Source organism: Mycobacterium sp. NPDC049093 (assembly GCF_040704635.1).
Lineage (GTDB): Bacteria > Actinomycetota > Actinomycetes > Mycobacteriales > Mycobacteriaceae > Mycobacterium.
In genome coordinates this window covers 154,989-180,434 of the sequence record NZ_JBEZJS010000003.1, presented here as the reverse complement: position 1 = coordinate 180,434, position 25,446 = coordinate 154,989, and the positions used below count along the sequence as shown (strand labels likewise).

Genomic DNA, 25,446 nt, shown 5'->3' with positions numbered 1-25,446 from the left:
ACTCGGTGAAGTGCAAGCCGCCCTGGCCGCCCTCGACGGGGTGACACAGGCGGTGGTGATCGCCCGCGGCGACGATGCCGGCCCCGTGCGTCTCGTCGGCTACATCACCGGCACCGCCGATCCGGGCCACGTCCGCGCCCAGCTGGCCGAGCGGCTCCCCAACTACATGGTCCCGGCCGCGGTGGTGGCCATCGACGCGGTGCCGCTCACGGTCAACGGCAAGCTGGACCAACGCGCGCTGCCGGCACCTGACTTCGCCGGCACCGATCACTATCGGGCACCGTCCAACCCGGTCGAGGAGCTCCTGGCCGACGTCTATGCCCGCGTCCTGGGCGTAAAACGGGTAGGTATCGACGATTCGTTCTTCGATCTGGGCGGGGATTCGCTCTCCGCGATGCGTCTGGTCGCAGCGGTCAACACATCGCTGAAGGCCGGGATCGGGGTGCGCTCGTTGTTCGACGCGCCCACGGTCGCGCGGTTGGCCTGCCATATCGGTGGGGAAGCGGCTCAGTTGGAGCCGCTGATCGCTGGTGAGCGGCCCGCGGTGGTTCCGTTGTCGTTCGCCCAGTCGCGCTTGTGGTTCCTGGATCAATTGCAGGGTCCCTCACCGGTTTACAACATGACGGCCGCCTTCCGCCTCAGCGGCGCTCTGGACGTCGATGCGTTGCGTGCGGCGCTGACCGACGTCGTGGACCGGCACGAGAGCCTGCGGACGTTGTTCGCCGCCCCCGACGGGATTCCCCGTCAGGTGGTGATGGCACGTGGACCGGTGGAATTCGGTTGGGATGTCGTCGACGCCACCGATTGGCCGGCGGTGCGCCTACAGGACGCGATCGAGACCGCATCGCGGCACACCTTCGACCTGTCCACCGAGATCCCTTTGCGGGCACGGCTGTTCCGCCTGGCAGCCAACGAGCACGTGCTCACTGCGGTGGTGCACCATATCGCCGCCGACGGGTGGTCGATCACTCCGCTGGTGGCCGATCTGGGGGTGGCCTACACCAGTCGATGCGCCGGACAGGCCCCCGGTTGGGCGGATCTGGCAGTGCAGTACGCCGACTACACGTTGTGGCAGCGCGCCCAGTTCGGTGATCTCCAGGACAGCCACAGCCGGATTGCGGCGCAGGTGGCCTACTGGCAGGACGCATTGGCCGGGATGCCCGAGCGCACCGCGCTACCCACCGATCGGCCCTACCCGCTGATGTCCGATCAGCGGGGCGCGACGATGGCGGTGGACTGGCCGGTCGAGCTGCAGCAGCAGGTGGCCCGGTTCGCGCGGGAGCACAATGCGACCAGTTTCATGGTGGTCCAAGCCGCGTTGCTGACCCTGCTGTCCAAGCTGAGCGCGAGTTCGGATGTGGCGGTGGGTTTTCCGATCGCAGGACGTCGTGACCCGGCACTGGATGAACTGGTCGGCTTCTTCGTCAACACCTTGGTTCTGCGGGTCGACCTCGCGGGCGATCCGACGGTCGCCGAGGTCCTGGCTCAGGTTCGCGCGCGGAGTCTGGCCGCGTTCGACCACCAGGATGTGCCGTTCGAGGTGCTGGTCGAGCGGCTGAACCCGACTCGTTCGCTGGCGCATCACCCATTGATCCAGGTGGCGTTGGCATGGCAGAACCTGGGCGGGTACGACGTCAACGATCCGGCTGCCGGGATGGCGTTGGGCGATGTGCAGGTCTCCCCGGTGCCGGTGGATACCCACACCGCGCGAATGGATTTGAATTTCTCGCTGATGGATCGCCGGACCGACGCTGGTGAGCCGGCCGGCATCGGCGGGACGGTGGAATTCCGCACCGACGTGTTCGACGCCGAGACCATCGCAACACTGGTCGCCCGGCTACGGCGAGTCCTGACCGCGATGACTGCCGATCCGGCAGCGCGGTTGTCGTCGGTGGATCTGCTCGATGCCGATGACCACGCCCGTCTGGCGGCGATCGGCAACCAGGCGGCATTGGAGGACCCAGCACCGGCCTCTACCGCCGTGTCGGTTCCGGCATTGTTCGCCGAACACGTGACGCGTACTCCCGAAGCGGTGGCAGTCACCTGCGGTGACCGTTCCTGGACCTACCGTGACCTCGATGAATCCGCGAACCGCGTGGCGCACTTGCTGATCGGTCACGGCGCCCGCCCCGGCCGGTGTGTAGCGCTGCTGTTCAACCGGTCTGCCGAGGCGATCGTGGCGATCCTGGCGATCCTCAAAACCGGTGCCGCATATCTTCCGATCGATCCGTCGGTGCCCGATACGCGGCTGGATTTCGTGCTGGCCGATGCGGGGCCGGTGGCCGCGGTCACCACCACCGATCTGGTCGAGCGGCTGCAGGGACGCGGCTTGGCGATCGTCGACGCGAGTGTCGAGCCCGGCAATCAGTCGGGTATCGCTCTACCGGCGCCCGATGCAGACGACATCGCGTACCTGATCTACACGTCGGGCACGACGGGCGTCCCCAAGGGCGTCGCGGTCACCCACCACAACGTCACCCAACTCCTCGAGACACTCGATGCCGGTCTACCGCACCCCGGCGTATGGCCGCAGTGCCATTCGCTGGCCTTCGATGTCTCGGTCTGGGAGATCTTCGGCGCTCTGCTCCGCGGCGGACGGGTAGTGGTGGTGTCCGAGGAGATCACCGTTTCCCCGGAAGACTTCCACGCCTTGCTCGTTCGCGAGAACGTCGACGTTCTCACCCAGACACCGTCAGCAGTGCGGGTGTTGCCGCGCGACGGGCTGGAGTCGACGGCACTGGTGGTGGTCGGTGAGGCGTGCCCACCCGAGGTGGTGGAGCAGTGGGCCCCTGGCCGGGTGATGATCAACGCCTACGGTCCGACCGAGACCACGATGTGTGTGGCGATCAGTGCGCCTCTGAACGTGGAAGCCGCCGGACCGCACGTGGTCCCCATCGGCTCACCGGTTCCCGGGGCCGCACTGTTCGTGCTCGACGAGTGGTTGCGCCCGGTACCGGCCGGAGTCATCGGCGAGCTGTACGTGGCGGGTGCGGGCCTGGGATACGGCTACGTGGGCCGGACCGGGTTGACCGCATCACGGTTTGTCGCCTGCCCGTTCGGCGGCGTCGGAACGCGCATGTATCGCACCGGAGACCTGGTGTGCTGGCGGGCCGATGGGCAGCTGGAGTACCTGGGCCGCGCCGACGAGCAGGTCAAGATCCGCGGCTACCGCATCGAACTCGGTGAGGTCCAGGCCGCCCTGGCCGAACTCGACGGCGTCGAGCAGGCGGTCGTGATCGCCCGGGAAGACCGTCCCGGTGACAAGCGGCTGGTCGGATATCTCACCGGCACCGCGGATCCGGCCGGGGTCCGCGCCGAGCTGGCCGAGCGGCTGCCTGCCTTCATGGTGCCCGTTGCCGTGGTGGCGCTGGCCGCACTTCCGTTGACGGTGAACGGAAAACTCGACACCCGGGCCCTTCCCGCGCCCGACTACGCAGACGGGGAGCGCTACCGTGCCCCGGCAGACGCCGTCGAAGAAGTCCTGACCGGTATCTACGCCCAGGTTCTGGGGCTGGAGCGGGTCGGAGTCGACGACTCGTTCTTCGACCTCGGCGGCGACAGCATCCTGTCGATGCAGGTCGTTGCGCGGGCCCGCGCGGCCGGCCTGGTGTGCCGCCCACGCGATGTCTTCGTCGAGCAGACCGTGGCCCGGCTGGCCCGGATTGCCGGTGTGACCGCCGGATCACATGGCCCGGTCGACGAAGGCGTGGGACCGGTACCGGCCACCCCGATCATTCGGTGGTTGTGTGACGTCGACGGCCCGGTCGACCAGTTCAACCAGACGCTGCTGGTGCAGGCTCCCGATGGGGCGACCGAAGCTGACGTCGTAATCATGTTGCAGGCCTTGCTGGATCGGCATGCCATGCTGCGTCTGCGCGCCGAGGACGACCGAGCGGGCGGGTGGTCGTTGACCGCGCCCGAGCCGGGTTCGGTCGACGCACGCGAATGCCTGCAGTCGGTGGACGCACTGACGGACGAGGCGTTGGTGGCGGCCCGGTCGGGGTTGAACCCGGCGTCCGGCGCGATGATGCGCGCGCTGTGGGTCACCTCCACGGCCCAGCTGGTGTTGGTCGTTCACCACCTGGCGGTCGACGGGGTGTCGTGGCGAATCATCCTGGAAGACCTCAACATCGCCTGGGCGCAGCTTCGCGGCGGCCAACCGGTGGTGCTGCCACCTGCGGGGACGTCGTTCTCCCGGTGGGCCGGGCTGCTGGAGGCCTACGCGAGCGATCCAGATGTTGCGAGCCGGGCGCTGGAGTGGCGACGGATCGCGGCGACGCCTGCGGTGTTGCCGGCGGTACGCCCCGAGGTGGATACCTACGCGACCGCGGGCCAGTTGCCGATATCGCTGGACACCGAGACGACGCGGATGTTGCTCGGCGAGGTGCCGACAGCGTTCCACGCCGGGGTGCACGACATCCTCCTGATCGCATTCGGGCTCGCACTGGCTGAATTCACGGGTACCGGCGGCGATCCGATCGCGCTCGACGTCGAGGGCCACGGGCGGCATGAGGAGATCGCCGCTGACGTCGACCTGTCGCGCACGGTCGGGTGGTTCACCACGAAGTACCCGGTGGCACTGTCGCTCGGCGCCCTGTCCTGGGATCAGGTGATCGCCGGTGACCCGGCGTTGGGCGCGGTGGTCAAAGACGCCAAAGAACAGCTGCGGGCCCAACCGGATCCCTTGTCCTACGGGCTGCTGCGCTACCTCAATCCCGACGTCGACCTCGACATTGCCGACCCCACAGTCGGATTCAACTACCTCGGCCGCCTCGGCGGTGGTACCACCGAGACGACCGGCGAGTTGTGGCAGATGCCGGCCGAAGCCGCCTCGGCGACCGCTGTGGCCGCGGCGACATCGATGCCGCTGACCCACACCGTGGCCCTCAACGCCGGCACCGTCGACACCGATGCCGGCCCGCATCTGCAGGCGAACTGGACCTGGGCACACTCGTCGATCGACGACGCCCAGATCGGCCGGCTGAGCCAACTGTGGCTGGACGCCTTGACCGGTCTCTGCGTGCATGTGCGAAATGGCGGAGGCGGGTTGACGCCCTCGGACATCGCGCCCGCCCGGCTTGCCCAGCACGAGATCGACGAATTGTCACAGCAGTACCGGATCGCGGACATCTTGCCGCTGACCGCGCTACAGCAGGGACTGGTCTTCCACAGCAGCACTGCGCAGGGACCCGACGACGATCTGTATGTCGTCCAACTGGACATCACCGTCGCCGGAGTGCTCAACGAGCACCGGCTGCGCGATGCCGTACAGGCCGTGGCCAGCCGGCACCCACACCTGGCAGCCCGGTTCTGCGAGCAGTTCGACGAGCCGGTGCAGATCATTCCGGCCGATCCCACCGCGGGCTGGCGGTATGTCGAATTGGGCGCGGCCGCAACCGAGGAGCAGATCCAACAGATCTGCGCCGAGGAACGCACCGCGGTGTGCGACCTGGCCCATCCACCGGCCTTCCGGGTGGCCGTGATCCGCACTGCGAACAACCGACACCGCGTGGTGCTGACCAATCACCACATCGTGCTCGACGGCTGGTCGCTGCCCATCCTGTTGCAGGAGATCTTCGCCTGCTATCAAGGGCTTCGGCTGCCCGCGGCCACGCCGTATCGCAGTTTCATCACCTGGCTGGCCGATCGCGACGTCGCAGCCGCGCACGCGGCCTGGCGCGAGGTGTTGGCCGGCTTCGACACACCCACCTTGGTCGGGCCGTCGCAGAAGTCAGGGTCGGGACTCCGCGGCGTGCGGGCGCATCGACTGTCCGAGCATGCCACCCGGGCGCTCAACGATCTGGCGCGCTCACACCACACCACGGTCAACATCGTTCTGCAGGGTGCGTGGGCGCTGTTGCTGAACTCCCTTACCGGCCAGCGTGACATCGCCTTCGGCACGGTCGTCTCGGGTCGGCCGGCCGAGGTTGCCGGCGCGGAATCGATGGTGGGCCTGCTGATCAACACGGTGCCGGTCCGCGCGGACATCACCGCGGCGACCAGCACCACCGACCTGCTCGACCACCTGCAGAGCGCACAGACCAAAACCCTTGAGCACCAATATCTGTCGCTCAGCGAGATTCATCGCATCACTGACCAGGACCGTCTGTTCGACACCTTGTTCGTGTTCGAGAACTACCCGGTGGACACCAACGCGTTGTCCGGTGTGGACGACGGACTGGAGATCACCGAGTTCACCAGCCACGAGTCCACCGACTACCCGCTCACGATGCAGGCGATACCCGGTGACGAACTGCGGCTGCGTCTCGAATACGACACCGACGTCTTCGACCCGACCGACATCGAAGCCCTCACCAAACGGATCGAGGCGATCCTGACGGCGATGACGGCCGCGCCGGATCGGCAGCTGTCGGCGCTGGATCTGCTCGACGAGTCCGAGCGGGCGCGCCTTCAGCGTTGGGGTAACCGGGACGTCCTGGCTCACCTGCCGCGGCCGACGTCGGTGCCGGAGCGGTTCGCCGCCCAGGTGGCACGTACGCCGGAGGCGGTGGCATTGGTCTGCGACGACCGGACCTTCACCTACCGCGAACTCGATGAGGCCGCGAATCGGTTGGCGCACTTGCTCGTCGGCGAGGGAGTAGGGCCCGGCGAGAGGGTCGCGTTGATGTTCCCCCGTTCGGCCGAGGCAGTCGTGGCGATCTTGGCGGTGCTCAAGGCCGGTGCGGCCTACCTGCCGATCGACCCGGCCCTGCCGGAGTCCCGGGTCGATTTCATGCTGACCGATGCCGCCCCCATCGCCGCGGTCACCACCAGGGCGCTGTTCGATCGGTTCGACGGTCACCAGCTGAGGCTTTTCGACGGCGGCGACGTTGCCGACCCCGTCGTGGCCGGCCAGCCGAGTACGGCACTGACCCCGCCCGCCCCCGACGACATGGCCCACATCATCTACACCTCGGGCACGACCGGGCAGCCCAAGGGCGTTGCGGTCACCCAGCACAACGTGGCGCAGCTGTTCGACTCGCTGCAGATCGGGATACCGCTGGAGCCGGGACAGGTGTGGACGCAGTTCCACTCATATGCGTTCGACTTCTCGGTCTGGGAGATCTGGGGTGCGCTGCTGCACGGCGGGCGCCTCGTGGTGGTGCCGGAGTCGGTGACCCGCTCACCGGAGGACTTCCACGCCCTGTTGGTGCGTGAGCAGGTCACGGTGTTGACGCAGACCCCGTCGGCCGTGGGCGTGCTGCCGGTCCAAGGCCTGGACGCCACGGCGCTGGTGATCGGGGCCGAGCCCTGCCCGCCGGACCTGGTGGATCGCTGGTCACCGGGGCGGGTGATGGTCAACGTCTACGGCCCGACCGAGACGACGATGTGGTTGTGCGCCAGCACGCCTCTGGAGGCCGGTTCGGGTGCACCGCCGATCGGCTCGCCGACGGCGTGGGCGGCGTTCTTCGTATTGGACGAGTGGTTGCGCCCGGTACCCGCAGGCGTGGTCGGCGAGTTGTACCTGTCGGGTGCCGGTGTCGGCGTGGGGTATTGGCGACGCACGGGCTTGACGGCATCGCGTTTCATGGCATGTCCGTTCGGGGAGCCGGGCTCGCGCATGTACCGCACCGGCGATCTGGTGCGCTGGCGCGCCGACGGACAGCTGGACTACTTCGGCCGCGCCGATGAGCAGGTCAAGATCCGCGGGTACCGCATCGAGCTCGGCGAGATCCAGTCTGCGCTCACCGCACTCGAGGGAGTCGACCAAGCGGCGGTGATCGCCCGCGAGGACAACCCGGGTGACAAGCGACTGGTCGGCTACATCACCGGGACGGCCGATCCGGTCCAGGCACGCGCCGCGTTGGCCGAACGGTTGCCGGGCTACATGGTTCCCGCCTCGGTGGTGGCGCTGGCCGCGCTGCCGGTGACGGTGAACGGCAAACTCGACGCCCGGGCGCTGCCGGCGCCGGACTTCCAGGACACCGGTCACTACCGTGCGCCCGCCGGCCCCGACGAGGAGATCCTGGCCGGAATCTTCGCCCGCGTCCTCGGCGTGGAGCGGGTGGGCGCCGACGACTCGTTCTTCGATCTGGGCGGGGATTCGGTCTCGACGATGCGTCTGGTCTCCGCGATCAACGCCGCTCTGGACACCGAACTTTCGGTACGCACGGTGTTCGAAGCCCCCACCGTCGCCCAATTGGCCCTGCATGTCAGTGAACGCGCAGGGCGCCTGGAGCCACTGGTGGCCGGGGAACGCCCCGATGTGATCCCACTGTCGTTCGCCCAGAACCGGTTGTGGTTCGTCGACCAGTTCCAGGGGCCGTCCCCGGTGTACAACATGCCGGTCGGTCTGCGACTGCACGGGCACCTCGACGCGGATGCATTGGGTGCGGCGCTCGCCGATGTGGTCGCTCGTCATGAGAGCCTGCGGACGTTGTTCGACGCGCCGGAGGGAACGCCTCGGCAGGTGGTGACGCCGGTCGACGCAATCGAGTTCGGTTGGGGCGTCGTGGATGCCACCGGTTGGCCGGCCGGTGCGCTCGAGGAGGGCATCGCCGAGACGGTGCGGTACAGCTTCGACCTGGCTGCCGAGATACCGTTGCGGGCAAAGCTTTTCCGCGTCGCCGACGATGAGCACGTACTGGTGGCCGTCGTGCACCATATCGCCGCCGACGGGTGGTCCCTGACCCCGCTGGTACGTGACCTGAGCGTGGCCTACGCCGGCAGGAGCAGGGGAGAGGCTCCCGATTGGGAGCCGCTGCCGGTGCAGTACGTCGACTACACGCTGTGGCAGCGTGCGCAGCTCGGTGATCTCGACGACACCGACAGTCCGATCGCCGCGCAACTGGCCTACTGGGAAGAGGCGCTGGCGGGCCTGCCCGAACACCTGGCCCTGCCGACCGACCGTCCCTACCCGCCGGTTGCCGATCAGCGCGGGTCCACCGTGGCGGTGGACTGGCCGGTCGAGTTGCAGCAGCGGGTGAACGAGGTGGCCGCCGAGCACAGCGCGACCAACTTCATGGTGATGCAGGCTTCCCTGGCCGTTGTGCTGTCCAGCCTGGGCGCGAGTTCAGATGTGGCCGTTGGTTTCCCGATCGCCGGGCGCGGTAACGCAGCCCTCGATGAGCTGGTGGGCTTCTTCGTCAACAACTTGGTGTTGCGAGTGGATCTGGATGGGGATCCCACGGTGGCGGAGTTGCTGGTGCAGGTGCGGACTCGCACCCTGGCCGCCTTCGAGAACCAGGACGTGCCCTTCGAAGTTCTGGTGGAACGCCTCAATCCGACCCGGAGCCTCACCCGTCATCCGCTGGTGCAGGTCGCGTTGGCTTGGCAGAACCTTCCCTGGCAGGACACCGGTCCGGCGGACGGACTGACCCTGGGCGATCTTCAGGTGACACCGCTGCCGCTGGACACCCAGACCGCCAGAATGGACCTGACCTTGTCCCTCGGAGAACGGTGGACCTCCGACGGTGAGCCCGCCGGGATCGGCGGGGCGGTGGAATTCCGCACCGACGTGTTCGACGCGGCCAGCATCGAGGCGCTGATCGCGCGCTGGCAACGCGTATTGGCAGCGATGACAACCGATCCCACCCAGCGGCTGTCGTCTCTGGATCTGCTCGACGAGGCCGAGCATGCCCGCCTCGACGGCTGGGGCAACCGGGCAGTGCTGACGACCCCCGAACCGGACCGGTCCGCCGTCTCGATTCCGGAGTTGTTCGCCGTACAGGTCGCCCGGGCACCCGAGGCGGTGGCCATCACCGCCGACGGTCGCAGCATGACCTACCTGGAACTCGATACTGCCGCGCACCGGTTGGCCCACAAGCTGGCTGCCCATGGAGTCGGCCCGGGGGCATGCGTGGCACTGCTGGCGGAGCGCTCGGCGGATGCGGTGGTGGCCATGCTGGCCGTGCTCAGGACCGGGGCGGCGTATCTGCCGATCGACCCGGTGCTACCCGATGCGCGGATCGAATTCATGCTCGCCGACGCCGCGCCGGCCGCCGCGGTCATCACCGCGGGTCTCGCCGACCGGCTGGCCGGATGCGACGTGCTGGTCATCGACGTCGGTGACACCGCCGAGGCCGCACACCCGGATCTCGACGGGGCCGCCGGCATCCGACTCGCTGCGCCGAGCCCGGACGATATCGCGTATCTGATCTACACGTCGGGCACCACCGGTGTCCCCAAAGGCGTGGCGATCACCCACCGCAACGTGACCGAGCTGCTGGGGACTCCGGACACCTTCCTGGCCGGAAAGACCTGGACGCAGTGGCATTCCTACGCCTTCGATGCCTCGGTCGAGGAGATCTGGGGCGCGCTGCTGCACGGTGGCCGACTGGTGGTCGTGCCCGAATCGGTGGCTCGCTCACCAGAAGACCTGCAGGCCATGCTCGTTGCCGAACAGGTCGACGTGTTGAGCCAGACCCCGTCGGCGGTGGCGATGTTGTCGCCTGAGCGGTTGGCCGGGGTGACGTTGTTGGTGGCCGGTGAGGCCTGCTCGGCCGACACGGTGGACCGTTGGGCGCCCGGGCGGGTGATGGTCAACGCCTACGGCCCGACCGAAACCACGATATGTGCTTCCAGGACTGCGCCTTTGAGCACCGGGTCCGGGGCGCCGTCGATCGGTGCGCCGGTACCTGGCGCGGCGCTGTTCGTGCTGGACGGATCGATGCGGCAGGTGCCGCCCGGCGTAGTCGGGGAGTTGTACGTGGCCGGCCGCGGCGTGGGTCTCGGGTACATGGGCCGGGCCGACCTGACCGGCGCACGTTTCGTCGCCTGCCCGTTCGGCGTACCGGGCGCCCGCATGTATCGCACCGGCGACCTGGTGTCCTGGGACGCCGACGGTCAATTGCGCTATGTGGGACGTGCTGACGAGCAGGTCAAGATCCGCGGATACCGCATCGAGCTCGGCGAGATCCAGGCAGTGCTGGCCGGTTTGGACGGCGTCGATCAGGCGGCGGTGGTCGCTCGTGCGGACCGCCCCGACACCGTGCGGCTGGTGGGTTATGTGACCGGGACAGCGGAGCCGGGCAAGCTGCGTGCCCAGCTCGCCGAGCAGCTCCCGTCCTATATGGTTCCGGCCGCCGTGGTCGTCCTGGCGGCGTTGCCGTTGACCCCCAACGGAAAACTGAACACCCGGGCCCTGCCGGCACCCGAGTACCAGGACATCGACCACTACCGCGCCCCGGCGAACCCCACCGAGGAGATCCTGACCGAGATCTACGCCCGCGTGCTCGGCGTGGAGCGGGTCGGAGTTGACGACTCGTTCTTCGACCTCGGCGGAGATTCGCTGTCTGCGATGCGTCTGGTCGCCGCGGTGAACACGGCCCTGGACACCGGCCTTGCGGTGCGGGTGCTGTTCGAAGCGCCGACGGTGGCACAACTGGCGCCCCGCATCGGCGGGGAATCGGCACGCCTGGATCCGCTGGTGGCCGGTCAGCGGCCCGCGGTGATTCCGCTGTCGTTCGCGCAGTCCCGGCTGTGGTTCCTGGACCAATTACAGGGCCCGTCACCGGTCTACAACATGCCGACCGCACTCCGGATCAGCGGGGCGCTCGATGTCGAGGCGTTGGGTGTGGCGCTGGCCGATGTGGTGGCCCGCCACGAGAGCCTGCGCACGGTGTTCCCGGCCGTCGACGGAATTCCGCGGCAGTCGGTGGTGGCAGTCGAGGACGCCCAGTTCGGCTGGGATGTCGTTGATGCCACCGGTTGGACCACGGAGCGGTTGCAGCAGGCCATCGGCGACGCCGCGGGTCACACGTTCGACCTGTCCGCCGAAATACCGTTGCGGGCGCGACTCTTCCGCCTTGCCGACGACGAACACGTACTGGCGGCAGTGGTGCACCACATCGCTGCCGACGGTTGGTCGGTCACTCCGCTGGTGGCTGACCTGGGGGTGGCCTATGCGGGCCGAAGCTCTGGACGGACGCCCGGCTGGGCTGATCTGGCAGTCCAGTACGTCGATTACACGTTGTGGCAACGCGCGCAGTTCGGCGACCTGGGCGACAGTCAGAGCCGGATCGCCTCGCAGCTGGCGTACTGGCAGGATGCCCTGGCCGGCATGCCCGAACGGGTGGATCTGCCCACCGACCGCCCCTACCCACCGGCCGCCGATCAGCGCGGCGCCACGATCGACCTTGACTGGTCCGCCGACCTGCAGCAGCAGGTGGCCCGGGTGGCGCGGGAGCACAACGCGACCAGCTTCATGGTGCTGCAGACGGCGCTACTGACCGTGCTCTCCAAACTCAGCGGAAGTTCCGATGTGGCAGTGGGTTTCCCCATCGCCGGACGCCGGGATCCTGCGCTTGATGAGCTGATCGGCTTCTTCGTCAACACCCTGGTGCTGCGGGCCGACCTGGCCGGTGACCCCACCGTGGCTGACTTGCTCGCCCAGGTGCGGGCGCGCAGCCTGGCCGCCTACGAGCATCAGGATGTGCCGTTCGAGGTGCTCGTCGATCGGCTCAATCCGACCCGCTCCCTGACCCATCACCCATTGATTCAGGTGGCGCTGGCGTGGCAGAACGTCCCCGGACAGGCCACGAACGCATCAGGCTCCGGGCTCGCGCTCGGCGATCTTGAGGTCAGCCAGATGCCGACGGACACCCACACGGCGCGAATGGATCTGAGCTTCTCGCTGGCCGAACGCCGCACCGCGGACGGGGCACCCGCCGGGATCGGCGGCACGGTGGAGTTCCGCACCGACGTGTTCGACGCGGCGAGCATCGAAACACTGGTCAAACGATTCGAGCAGGTGCTGGTCGCGATGACCGCCGACACCGACCGGCATCTGTCCTCGCTCGACCTACTCGACGCTGTTGAACACGCCCACCTCGACGTGATCGGCAACCGGGCCGCACTCGCCCGGTCCACCCGCACACCGGTATCGGTTCCCGAGCTGTTCGCCGCCCAGGTCGCTCGGGCTCCGGAGGCCGTCGCGGTGACCTCCGACGGGCATTCGCTGACCTACTGCGGACTCGACGAGGCCGCTAACCGGTTGGCCCAACAGATGATCGGGTACGGCGCCGGTCCCGGAACCTGCGTGGCCCTGCTACTGGACCGCTCCGCGGAGGCGATCGTCGCGATGCTGGCGACGCTGAAGACCGGAGCGGCGTACCTGGCGATCGACCCGGCGCTGCCCGCGACCCGGATCGAGTTCATGTTGGCCGATGCCGCACCTGTCGTCGCGGTCACCACCGCCGCATTGGCTGATCTGTTGGCCGGACATCGCCTGCAGATCATCGACATTCACGATCCGGCCTTGGCCGACCAACCGGCTACACCACTGCCCGACCCAGCGCCCGAAGGCATCGCCTACCTGATCTACACCTCGGGAACCACCGGTCTGCCCAAGGGCGTGGCGGTCACCCACGACAATCTGACGCACCTGGCCCGGTCCACACCTGAGGACCTCCCGGCGAATCAGGTGTGGACGCAGTGCCATTCGTACGCCTTCGACTTCTCCGTGTGGGAGATCTGGGCGGCTCTGCTGGGTGGTGCGCGCCTTGTGGTCGTGCCCGAGTCGGTGGTGAGCTCACCGGACGATTTCCATGCCCTGCTGGTCCGCGAGCAGGTCAACGTGCTCACCCAGACACCGTCGGCCGCCGGGGCGCTGTCACCGCAGGGCCTGGAATCGGTCGCGTTGCTGCTCGGTGGTGAGGCCTGCCCCGGTGAGGTGGTTGATCGCTGGGCCCCCGGGCGGGTAGTGATCAACGCCTACGGACCCACCGAGATCACGGTGTACGCGTCGATGAGCGCGCCCCTGGGGCCGAACTCGGGCGCCGCACCCATCGGTGCGCCCGTCGCTACGTCTGCGCTGTTCGTGTTGGACGAGTGGCTGTGCCCGGTGGCGCCCGGAGTGGTCGGCGAGCTGTACGTGGCCGGCGACGGCGTGGCGTGCGGCTACCTCGGCCGGTCGGCCTTGACCGCAGCCCGGTTCGTTGCCTGCCCGTTCGGCGAGCCGGGGGAACCCGCGACGCGGATGTACCGCACCGGGGATCTCGTCAGCTGGCGTGCCGACGGACAGCTGCAGTACCTGGGTCGCGCCGATGACCAGGTCAAGATCCGTGGATACCGCATCGAGCTCGGCGAAGTGCAGGCCACTTTGGGTGGGTTGGACGGCGTGGGGCAGGCGGTGGTGATCGCCCGCGAGGACCATCCGGGCATCAAGCGCCTGGTCGGCTATGTCACCGAAGAGACAACCGGGACAGTGGATCCGGGCGCGATGCGAAAGGCGTTGGCCGACCGACTGCCCCCATACATGGTCCCGACCGCGATCGTGGTGCTGGAGGCGCTGCCGTTGACGGTCAACGGCAAACTCGACACCCGCGCGCTGCCGCCACCGGAGTACCAGGACACCGATCGGTACCGCGCACCCTCCACCCACGTCGAGGAGATCCTCACCGGCATCTACGCCCAGGTTCTCGGCCTCGAGCGGGTCGGGGTCGACGAATCATTCTTCGATCTGGGCGGAGACAGCATCCTGTCCATGCAGGTGGTCGCCCAGGCCCGGGCGTGCGGCGTGATGTGCCGTCCGCGTGACATTTTCGTCGAGCAGACAGTCGCCCGACTGGCACAAGTGGTTGGCGTGACGAGCGATGACGACGGTCCGGTCGACGAGGGGATCGGGCCGGTGGCGGCGACCCCGATCATGCGCTGGCTGGAACAGGTGGAGCGGGCCGGGGGCCCGACCGGCGAGTTCAACCAGACGGTGGTGGTCCAGGCCCCGCCGGGAGCCTCCGAGTCCGACGCCGAGTTGGTCTTGAGTGCTCTGCTGGACCGGCATGCCATGCTGCGGCTGCGTGCCGAGTACGACCACGCCGGGAACTGGTCATTGCTGGTCCCCGAGAAGGGTTCGGCGCGAGCACATCTGGAGTCGGTCGACGTGCTCTCGGATGAGGCGTTGGCGGCAGCCCGGTCGCGACTCGACCCGGCCGCAGGGACCATGATGAGCGCGCTGTGGGTGACATCCACCCAGCAGTTGGTGTTGACCATTCACCACCTGGCCGTCGACGCGGTCTCGTGGCGGATCCTGTTGGAAGACCTCAACATCGCCTGGGCCCAGCACTGCCAGGGCCAGTCGGTGGAATTGCCGGTGACGGGTACGTCCTTCGCGCAGTGGGCCGCACTGCTCGACGAGCACGCCCGCTCCGTCTCGGTGGAGGCTCACGCCGACGATTGGCGCCGAGCGTTGGCGACTCCATCCGTGCTGCCTGCGGTGCAACCCGAGCGGGACACGTATGCCACCGCCGGTCACCTCACCGCGTCGCTGGATGTCGAGACGACGCGGGCACTGCTCGGCGAAGTCCCCGCAGCGTTCCATGCCGGGGTGCAGGACATCCTGCTGATCGCCTACGGGTTGGCCTTGACGCAGTTCCTGGGAGTTACCCTGCCGGTGGCCATCGATGTCGAGGGCCACGGCCGTCACGAGGAATTGGCAGAGCTGGGTGGGCTTTCCGATCGTGTCGTCGACCTGTCCCGCACCGTAGGCTGGTTCACCACCAAGTACCCGGTGGTGCTCAACGTCGCGACGGACGTCGGACCGCGCCAGACGGGCCTGAGCTGGTCTGACGTGAAGGCCGGTGATCCGGCACTCGGCCGCGTGGTCAAAGACGCCAAGGAACAACTGCGTTCGCTGCCCGAGGGAATGACATACGGACTGCTGCGCTACCTCAACCCAGACATCGATCTGTCCGGTTCCGACCCTGCGGTCGGATTCAACTACCTCGGTAGGTTGGGCGGATCGGGCGCGGCGCAGCACGCGGATATGACCGGGCTGTGGCAGGTCAGCGTCGACGGAGCGGCGGCCGCCACGACTGCCGCGGCGATTCCGATGCCACTCGGGCATACCGTCGAACTGAACGCGAGCACGGCCGAAACCGAGGACGGTCCAAGTCTTTACGCCTCGTGGACGTGGGCCCCGTCGGCTCTGGACGAGGCGCAGGTCGGCCGGCTCAGCCAACTCTGGTTCGACGCCCTCACCGGTATCTGTGCACACGTCCGTGGGGGTGGCGGCGGTCTGACCCCGTCTGACGTCGTTCCGGCGGATCTCACCCAGTCTCAGATCGATGAGCTGAGCCAGGACCACGACCTTGCCGACGTTCTGCCCTTGACACCGCTGCAGCGGGGACTCCTGTTCCAGGCCAACGCAACCCGCGGTAATGACGAAGACGATGTCTACGCCATGCAGCTCGATGTCACGGTCACCGGCCCGCTGGACCCCGACCGGCTGCGCGAGGCAGTGCGTGCGGTGGTCGGGCGCCACCCGAACCTCGCGGCCCGCTTCGACAAGCGATTCGACGAACCCGTGCAGATCATTCCGGCGGATCCCGATGTGCCCTGGCGGTACCTCGAAATGGCCACGGACACAGATGTGCAGCAGCTGTGCGCCGGCGAGCGTGCCGCGGTCTGCGATCTGGCCCACCACTCGGCCTTCCGCGCGGCGCTGATCCGGACCGCCGACGGCGAGCACCGGTTCGTCATGACGTATCACCACATCGTGCTCGACGGCTGGTCACTGCCGATCCTGCTGCAGGAGATATTCGCGGGCTACTACGGACAACGCCTGCCGGCTCCCGGGTCGTATCGCCGATTTGTGACGTGGATGGCCGAGCGGGATGTCGATGCTGCCCATGCCGCGTGGCGTGAGGTTCTAGCTGGTTTCGCGACACCGACACTGGTCGCGCCGAACCGGACCCGGCCGGGGCGGCGAGCCACCGAGACGTTCCGGCTGCCCGCCGAAACCACCCGGGCCGTCAACGAGCTCGCCCGCTCGCAACACACCACCGCCAACACCGTGCTGCAAGCCGCCTGGGCGCAGGTGCTCATGTGGCTCACCGGTCAGCAGGATGTGGCGTTCGGCGTTGCGGTCTCGGGTCGATCGGCAGAAGTGGCCGGCGCGGATTCGATGGTCGGCCTGCTCATCAACACGGTGCCGGTGCGGGCCACCATCACGCCGGACACCACCATCGCCGGCCTGCTCGACGAACTGCAACGACGGCACGGCGACACCCTCGACCACCAGCATCTGGCACTCAGCGAGATCCACCGTGCCATCGGCCACGATCAACTGTTCGACACCCTGTTCGTGTACCAGAACTATCCGGTGGAGAACGTGGCGGCATCGATGGCCGACGGATTGGCCATCACGGAGGTCAACGGCCGTGAGTACAACCACTATCCGCTGACCCTGCAAGCGATGCCGGGGACGGAGCTGGTTCTCCGTGTCGAGTTCGACACGGACGTGTTCACCGCCAAACGCGTCAACAAGATCGTCGGGCGTTTCCAGCGGGTGCTGGAGGCCATGACCGGGGAGGAACAACAATCGTGAGTGCAGACGCCAACCGGCGATTGTTGTCGATGGATCTGGACGACGACGATGATCTTGAGGAACTGGACGAGTGGGGTAATCGCGCAGCCTTGAACGGGGCGGCGCCGAAGTCGTCAGCGGCGATTCCGGTGTTGTTCGCCGCGCAGGTGGGGCGTGATCCGGCTGCGGTTGCCGTCAGCTGCGCCGGCCGCCACATCACGTACGGGGACCTGGATCAGGCTGCGAATCGGTTGGCGCACTTGCTTGTCGAGCGCGGTGTCGGTCCGGGGCAGCGGGTTGCGCTGCTGTTTCCGCGGTCGGTTGAGGCGATCGTGGCGATCCTGGGTGTGCTCAAGACCGGTGCGGCATATGTGCCGATCGATCCGTCGGTACCGGATGCCCGCATAGAATTCGTCCTCGCTGATTCAGCGCCGGTAGCAGTGGTCAGCACCGCCGATCTGATGGATCGGCTGAGTGGGCGCGGGTTGACGGTGATCGACGTCGATGATCCCGAGGTGATCAGCCGGCCGGGCACCGCGCCACTGATCGAACCGGCCGCCGATGATGTCGCCTATCTGATCTACACCTCGGGCACTACGGGTGTGCCCAAGGGTGTGGCGATTCCGCACCGGAACGTGACGCGGTTGTTGGATGCGATCGATCGTGATGTGGCGTTGTCGCCGGGTCAGGTGTGGACGCAGTGCCATTCGTTGGCGTTCGACTTCTCGGTGTGGGAGATCTTCGGTGCGCTGCTGCATGGTGCGCGGCTCGTCGTGGTGCCCGAATCGGTGACCCGTTCGGCCGAGGAGTTCCATACCCTGTTGGTCGCTGAGCGGGTCAGTGTGTTGAGTCAGACTCCGTCGGCGTTCTATGCGTTGGCCGCGGTGGACACGGACCGGCTGGAGAACTGGCTGGCCCTCGAGGTGGTGGTGTTCGGCGGAGAGGCGCTGGATCCTTCCCGGCTCGGGCCGTGGTTGGCTGTGCATCCGGGATCGCCCCGGTTGATCAACATGTACGGGATCACCGAGACGACGGTGCATGCCTCGTTCCGTGAGATCACCGCGGCCGATGTGGGAGATGCGGTGTCACCCATCGGTGGACCGTTGGCTGATCTCGCGTTTTTCGTGCTCGACGGCCGGTTGCGTCCGGTGGCTGCCGGTGTGGTGGGCGAGTTGTACGTGGCCGGTGCGGGTTTGGGTTATGGCTATGTGGGCCGGGCTCCGTTGAGCTCGACACGATTTGTGGCCTGTCCCTTCGGTAGCGAGGGTGCACCGGGTATGCGGATGTATCGCACCGGGGATCTGGTGCGCTGGGGCACAGATGGGCAGCTGCAGTATCTGGGTCGTGCCGATGAGCAGGTCAAGATTCGTGGCTACCGGATCGAGCTCGGTGAGATCCAGGCCGCGTTGCTGGCGTTGGACGGTGTCGAGCAGGCGGTGGTGATCGCCCGGGAGGACCGTCCCGGCGACAAGCGGCTGGTCGGTTACCTGATCGGGACGGTCGATCCGTCCGTGGCACGGGCGGATCTGGCCGAGACGCTGCCGCCCTACATGGTGCCGACGGCCGTGGTTACCTTGGACGCGTTCCCGCTGACCGTCAACGGCAAGCTCGACAAAAAGGCGTTGCCTGCACCCGAATTCCAGCACATCGACGATTACCGCGCTCCGACCACGCCCACCGAGGAGATCGTGGCCGGCATCTATGCTCAGGTCCTCGGGTTGGACCGCGTCGGCATTGACGACTCGTTCTTCGATCTCGGTGGCGATTCGCTGCAAGCCATGCGGTTGGTCGCTGCGCTCAATCGGACCCTGGACGCCGGACTGGAAGAGCGTGTCATCTTCGACGCTCCCACGGTCGCCCAGTTGACGCCTCGCATCGGTGGTGACGAAGGTCGACAACAGCCCTTGGTGGCCGGCGAGCGGCCGACGGTGATGCCGTTGTCCTTCGCGCAAAGCCGACTGTGGTTCATCGACCAATTGAACGGGCCGTCACCGGTTTACAACCTGGCGGCCGGGCTGCGCCTCACCGGTCCGCTCGATGTCGATGCCCTCGGTGCGGCATTCGCCGACGTGTTACAGCGCCACGAGAGCCTGCGCACGTTGTTCCCGACGGTAGACGGCACGCCTCAACAGCTGATCGTTCCCGCCGAGCAGACCGAATTCGGTTGGGAAGTCATCGATGCCGTCGACTGGGCACCCGACCGGTTGCAGGAGGGGATCGAGCAGGCGGCGCGGCACAGCTTCGACCTCGCCAACGAGATCCCCCTGCGGGCAAAGGTGTTTCGGACGGCAGACGACGAGCACGTGCTGGTGGCCGTGGTGCACCACATCGCCGCCGACGGTTGGTCGATCACTCCGCTGGTGGCGGATCTGGGAGTCGCCTACGCCGGACGGTGTGCTGGGCAGGCTCCCGGCTGGCAGCCCTTGGCGGTCCAGTACGCGGATTACACCCTGTGGCAGCGCGCGGAGCTCGGCGATCTGGAGGACAGCGGCAGCCGTATCTCCGAGCAGTTGGGATTCTGGGCGGACAACCTGGCCGGGATGCCCGAGCGCTTGGCGTTGCCGACCGACCGGCCCTATCCCTTGGTCGCCGACCAGAACGGGGACCGGGTCGATGTGGAGTGGCCGGCCGCTCTGCAGCAGCAGGTAGCCCGCCTAGCCCGTGATCACAACGCGACCAAGTTCATGGTCATGCAGGCCGCCCTGGCGGTGCTGCTCTCGAAACTCAGCTCGAGTTCGGATGTGGCGGTGGGATTCCCGATCGCCGGACGCCGCGACCCCGCCCTCGATGAGCTGATCGGGTTCTTCGTCAACACTTTGGTGTTGCGCGTGGACCTGACAGGAGATCCCAGCGTTGCCGAGATCCTGGCGCAGGTACGGGCGCGCAGTCTCGGTGCATTCGAGCACCAAGATGTGCCCTTCGAGGTGCTCGTCGAGCGGCTCAATCCGTCCCGGTCCCTGGCCCATCACCCGCTGGTGCAGGTGATGCTGGCCTGGCAGAACGTTCCCGGAGCGACCGGCGATTCCGCGGTGGCGCTGGGGGACCTGCAGGTCACTCAGCTACCGCTGGACACCCACACCGCCCGCATGGACCTATCTTTTTCGTTGGCCGAGCGGTGGACCGAAACCGGCGAGGCTGCAGGCATTTCCGGGACCGTCGAGTTCCGCACCGACCTGTTCGACGGCGACAGCATCGAAGCGTTGGTCGATCGGTTGCAGCGGGTGCTCGAGGCGATGGCCGCCGACCAGACCCGCCGCTTGTCCGCGATCGATGTGCTCGATGCCGATGAGCAGAAGCGACTGGACGAGGTGGGCAACCGGGCGACGCTGACCCGTCCGGCACCCGCACCGGTGTCGATTCCGGCACTCTTCGAGGCGCAGGTGGCCCGCGACCCTGGCGCGGTGGCCGTCAGTTTCGAAGGAAGCGGGATCACCTACGAGGACCTCGATCAGGCGGCAAATCGGTTGGCGCACCTGCTGGTCGAGCACGGGGTGGGTCCGGGGCATCGGGTGGCGTTACTGTTCACCCGGTCGATCGAGTCGATCGTCGCGATTTTCGCGGTACTCAAGACCGGTGCGGCGTATGTGCCCATCGATCCGGCGGTGCCCGACTCGCGGTTGGAGTTCGTCCTCGCCGATTCCGCGCCGGTTGCCGTGGTCACCACCACCGATCTGGCCCGCCGACTGAGCGCGCATGAGTTGACGGTGATTGCCGTCGACCAGGCTCCGACCGCCTCCCGGCCTAGTAGTGCCCCACACGGCGGACCCGCACCTGACGACGTCGCCTATCTGATCTACACCTCGGGCACCACCGGCGTGCCGAAGGGTGTCGCGATCCCGCACCGCAATGTGATCCGGCTGCTGGAGGCGCTGGATACCGATCTGAAGCTGTCGGCCGATCTGGTGTGGTCACAAAGTCATTCGCTGGCTTTCGACTTCTCGGTCTGGGAGATCTTTGGCGCCCTGTTGCACGGCGGGCGGTTGGTGGTGGTGTCCGATTCGGTGGCGCGGTCGCCTGAAGAGTTCCATGCGTTGCTGGTCGATGAACGCGTCAACGTGTTGAGCCAGACGCCGTCGGCGTTCTATGCATTGCAGACCGCGGATGAGCTTTCCGTCGCGCTGGAGTCTGAACTCCATCTCGAGTTGGTGGTGTTCGGTGGTGAGGCACTGGAGCCTGCGCGGCTGGGTGAGTGGTTGCAGGACCATCCGGTGTTACCGCGGTTGATCAACATGTACGGCATCACCGAGACAACGGTGCACGCCTCCTTCCGTGAGATCACCGCCGCCGATGTCGAAGGCAGTGTCAGCCCGATCGGTGTGCCGCTGGACCATCTTGCGTTCTTCGTACTCGATCGCTCGTTGCAGCCGGTACCGGTCGGCGTGGTGGGGGAGCTGTATGTGGCCGGTGCCGGTTTGGGCGCCGGATATGTGGGCCGGGCCGGGTTGAGCTCGTTGAGGTTCGTGGCGTGCCCGTTCGGAGCGCCGGGACAGCGGATGTACCGCACCGGCGATCTGGTGTGTTGGCGTGCTGACGGAGAACTGCAGTACTTGGGCCGTGCCGATGAGCAGGTCAAGATCCGTGGCTACCGGATCGAGCTGGGTGAGATCCAGTCGGCGCTGATGGCTTTGGACGGTGTCGAGCAGGCGGTGGTGATCGCCCGGGAAGACCGTCCCGGCGACAAGCGCCTGGTCGGTTACATCACCGGGGACGGCGACCCCGCGGAACTGCGCGCCACGTTGGGGGAGACGCTGCCGCCCTACATGGTGCCCACCGCCATCGTCGCCGTCGAGGCGTTGCCCTTGACGGTCAATGGCAAGCTCGACACCCGCGCCCTGCCGGCGCCCGAGTATCAAGACGTCGATCACTACCGCGCCCCGGCCACTGAACTAGAGGAAATCCTGGCCGGCATCTTCGCGCAAGTCCTCGGACTGGAGCAGGTCGGAGTCGACGAGTCGTTCTTCGACCTTGGTGGCGACAGCATTTCGGCCATGCAGGTGATCTGGCGGGCGCACGGTGCCGGTTTGACCGGTCGTCCGCGCGACATCTTCGTCCAGCAGACCGTGGCCCGGTTGGCGCGGGTGGTCAGGATGGCCGGCGGCGCGAGCGGCGAGATCGACGAGGGACTCGGACCGGTGGTACCGACCCCGATCATGCGGTGGCTGAAGGGCCTGGAAACTCCCGACGGTCCGGTCGACGAGTTCAATCAGACTGTGGTGCTGCAGGCCCCGACCGGCGCCGCCGAGGACGACGTCGTAGTCCTGTTGCAGGCCTTGCTCGATCGGCACGGCATGCTCCGATTGCGGGCGGGAGACGACGGATCGGGCGGCTGGTCTCTCACGGTGCCGCAGGCGGACGGGGTGGATGCCCGCGACTACCTGCGCACCGTGGACGTGCTGACGGAAGACGCGCTGGCGGCGGCCCGGTCGCGGTTGAATCCTGCTGCCGGAGCGATGTTGAGCGCGTTGTGGAGTTCGACCACGGGCCAACTGGCACTGGTCGTCCACCATCTGGCCATCGACGGGGTGTCCTGGCGAATTGTGCTGGAGGATCTCAACATCGCCTGGACTCAGCATCGTGGCGGGCAGCCGGTGCTGTTGCCGCCCGCCGGAACGTCGTTCACCGGATGGGCCAACCTGCTTGCCGAGCACGCACACCATCCCGAGATCGTCGGCCACGTGGACACGTGGCGGCAGGTGACGTCCGTCCCGGCCGCGTTGCCGGCACCCCGACCGGCGGAAGACACGTTCGCCACCGCCGGGTACCTCACGGAGTTTCTGGACGTCGAGACCACGCGCATGCTCCTCGGCGAGGTTCCTGCGGCATTTCACGCCGGCGTGCAGGAAATCCTGTTGATCGCCTTTGCCCTCGCCTGGACGCAGTACCTGGGAACCGGCGGCGCGCCGGTCGCCATCGACGTGGAAGGTCATGGGCGCCAAGAGGAATTGGCGGGGTTGGGCGGCGCCGACGATCGCGATGTCGACCTCTCGCGCACGGTCGGATGGTTCACCACCAAGTACCCGGTGTCGTTGAGCTTCGGAGCCCGCGGAGGCGGGCTGCGGTGGACACAGGTGGTGGCCGGTGATGCCGCGCTCGGTGCGGTGATCAAGGAGGCCAAGGAGCAGCTTCGAGCGCTGCCCGATGGGTTGACCTATGGTCTGCTGCGGTATCTCAACCCCGACGTGGACCTGGCGGGATCCGATCCCGTGATCGGGTTCAACTACCTCGGACGGTTGGGCTCCCCGGCTGCTTTCGCCTCGGGGGATGTGTGGCGGTTCAGCCAGGACGGCTTGTCGATGACCGGCGCAGCCGGGGCGATCCCCATTGCGCTGGCGCACTCCGTCGAGCTCAACGCCGTCACGATCGACACCGACACCGGCCCGCATCTGAACGCCACCTGGACATTTGCGCCGTCGGCACTCGATCACACCGCTGTCACGCGGATCAGCCGCCTGTGGTTCGACGCCCTGGCGGGTATCTGCGCCCATGTCAGGCGGGGTGGGGGCGGGTTGGCTCCGTCCGACATCGCCCCGGTTCGACTGAGCCAGCAGCAGATCGACGCGCTGCACGCAGAATCCCCCATTTCCGATGTGCTGCCACTGACGCCATTGCAGGAAGGACTCCTGTATCACGCCGGAGTGGCCAGCAGCTCCGGAGATGATGTGTATGCGGTGCAGCTGGATCTCGCACTGAGCGGCCCGCTCGACGTGAACCAGCTCCACGATGCCGTGCAGACCGTGGTCGCCCGGCATCCGCATCTGGCGGCCCGCTTCTGCCCACAGTTCGGGCAGCCCGTGCAGGCAATTCCCGCTGAACCCGTGGCACCCTGGCGGTATATCGAGTTGGACGCCAACGGCATTGGCATCGCCGCAGAGATCGAGGAGATCCTTGCGGCCGAGCGTGCAGCGGTGTGCGACCTCGGGAACCAACCCGCCTTCCGGGCCGCGCTCATCCGCATCGCGGGCGACCGCCACCGCTTCGTCCTGACCAATCACCACATCGTGTTGGACGGCTGGTCGATGCCGATTCTGATGCAGGAGATCTTCGCCGGCTACCACGGGCTGCGGTTGCCCGCGGCCTCGCCGTACCGCAGGTTCATGACGTGGCTGGCCGAACGCGATCGCCCGGCCGCGCACGCCGCGTGGCGTGAGGTGCTGGCCGGGTTCGACACCCCGATTCTCGTTGGGCCGCCGCAGAAGTTGCGGTTCGGGGAGCGTCGCGTCGACTCCTACCGGGTGCCGGCGAAGACCACCCGGGCGCTCACCAAGCTGGCGCGTTCGCATCACACCACGGTCAACGTGGTGCTGCAGGGTGCCTGGGCAATGCTGCTGAGTTCACTGACCGGCCAGTCCGACGTGGCATTCGGCACCGTCGTCTCGGGCCGGCCCGCCGAGGTCGATGGTGCGGATTCGATGGTGGGTCTGCTGATCAACACGGTGCCGGTGCGGGCCACCTTCACACCGGACACCACTACCGGCGATCTGCTGGATCAACTGCAGAGTGCACACAACGACACACTCGAGCATCAGCATGTGGCGCTCAGCGACATCCACCGCATCACCGGCCAGGACAGGCTGTTCGACACGGTCTTCGTCTATGAGAACTATCCGACCGACGCCGGGACGCAACCCGGTGGGGACGGGCTGGCCATCACCGGTTTCAGTAGCCGCGACTATTACCACTACCCGATCTCGGTGCAGGCCGGTCCGGGCCGGGAGCTGGAACTGCGCGTCCAGTACGACACCGATGTGTTCGACGCGGAATCCATCGACGCGTTGATGGAGCGGTTCAAGAAGGTGTTGGTGGAGATGACCGCCCATCCCGGGCGCCGCTTGTCGTCGTTGGACTTCGTGAAAGGCTCCGGGCAACGGCGGCTGCACGGCTGGGCCGGCAAGGCGGTCTCGGCTCAGCCAGAGACCGTTCCGCTGCCGGCATCGGGGGCTGACGAGACCGGTGGTGCCTACTGCCCGCCGGCCACTTTGGTCGAGCAGATCGTGGCCAGCATCTACGCCGAGGTGCTGGGGGCGGACCGCATCGGGGTGGAGGAGTCGTTCTTCGCTTCTGGCGGCGATTCGATTTCCGCGATGCGTGCCGTCGCGGCGATCAACGCGGCCCTCGATGTCGAGTTGACCGTGCTCACACTGTTCGGCGCCCCGTCGGTGCGGGGCTTGGCTCAGCACCTGGAAAACGCCCCCGCTCAATGA

Annotated in this window: 2 protein-coding genes (1 of these 2 cut by a window edge); both read left to right on the top strand. The window is 67.3% G+C overall.

The window, feature by feature from the left end:
• A protein-coding gene (locus AB0876_RS11385) for a non-ribosomal peptide synthase/polyketide synthase (RefSeq protein WP_526042019.1) crosses the window boundary here: on the top strand, positions 1–17,266 show its 3' portion. Its footprint begins 7,202 nt before the window's first position; 17,266 of the gene's 24,468 nt are visible here — the last part of the coding sequence; the start codon falls outside the window, past its left edge; the stop codon is at positions 17,264–17,266.
• Positions 17,263–25,446 (top strand): amino acid adenylation domain-containing protein, encoded by an 8,184-nt coding sequence (locus AB0876_RS11380; protein ID WP_526042018.1) that lies wholly within the window; start codon positions 17,263–17,265, stop codon positions 25,444–25,446. Before AB0876_RS11385 ends, AB0876_RS11380 begins: the two co-directional genes overlap by 4 nt.